The organism is Streptomyces phytophilus (assembly GCF_013870535.1).
In the GTDB taxonomy this organism is placed as follows: domain Bacteria; phylum Actinomycetota; class Actinomycetes; order Streptomycetales; family Streptomycetaceae; genus Streptomyces; species Streptomyces phytophilus.
Window position 1 is genome coordinate 1 of the sequence record NZ_JACBXC010001673.1, and the last position, 1,087, is coordinate 1,087.

1 protein-coding gene is annotated in these 1,087 nt (G+C 73.0%); it reads left to right on the forward strand.

Annotation, left to right across the window (positions count from 1 at the left end):
- The first annotated feature begins 80 nt into the window (after positions 1–80).
- Positions 81–983, forward strand: coding sequence for a Gfo/Idh/MocA family protein (locus H5J30_RS35130; RefSeq protein WP_181791845.1), 903 nt, complete (start codon positions 81–83; stop codon positions 981–983).
- Positions 984–1,087: the final 104 nt, after the last annotated feature.

Here is a 1,087-nt window from a genome sequence, read left to right on the forward strand (position 1 = left end):
GGCAGGTCTCCTGCCGCGCGGGCGGCCCGCGGGAGCAGAGGCTGCGGACGGGAGCGGACATGACCACGGGCGCGACGCCCCTGAAGGCCGGCGTGATCGGGCTCGGCGACATCGCGCGGAAGGCGTACCTGCCGGTGCTCGCCTCGCTGACCGGCGTCGAGCCCCACCTGCTCACCCGTACGCCCGCGACGCTGGCCCGCGTCGCCGACGCCCACCGCATTCCGCCCGCCCACCGCCACGGCGACCTCGACTCGCTGCTCGCCGCCGGCCTCGACGCCGCGTTCGTGCACGCGCCGACCTCCGCGCACGTCGAGCTGGCCGCCGCGCTGCTGGAGGCGGGCATACCCGTCTACGTCGACAAGCCGCTGGCGTACGACCTCGCGGGCGCCGAACGTCTCGTACGGCTCGCGGACGAGCGCCGCGTCTCGCTGGCGACCGGCTTCAACCGCCGCCACGCGCCGGGCTACGTGCAGTGCCTGGAGCACCCGCGCGAGCTGATCATCCTGCAGAAGCACCGCGTCGGACTGCCCGAGGACCCCCGCACGATGGTCTTCGACGACTTCATCCACGTCGTGGACACGCTGCGCTTCCTGGCGCCCGGCCCCGTCGAGCACGTCGGCGTGCGCGCCCGCGTCCGCGACGGGCTCCTGCACCACGTCGTCCTGCAGCTGTCCGGCGACGGCTTCACCGCCATCGGCGCGATGAACAGGCTGTCGGGCTCCGCGGAAGAGGTCCTGGAGGTGTCCGGCCAGGACACCAAGCGCGAGGTCCGCAACCTCGCCGAGGTGGTGGACCACAAGGGCCAGCCCAGCGTGCGGCGGCGCGGCGACTGGGTGCCGGTGGCCCGGCAGCGCGGCATCGAGCAGGTGGTGCTGGCGTTCCTGGACGCGGTACGCGCCGGGGAGGTGCTGAGCGCGCGGGACGCGCTCGCCACCCACGAGCTGTGCGAGCGGATCGTCCGCGAGGTGGGCCGGGCGGGTTGATTCCGCCACCCGTACGCCGGACAAGACCGGAGTATTAAGCAGAAAATCATAAGAAAAGCGGCAAGCTGGTGCCCGTTCGTGCTCCGACCGTACGAAGGGGGCGC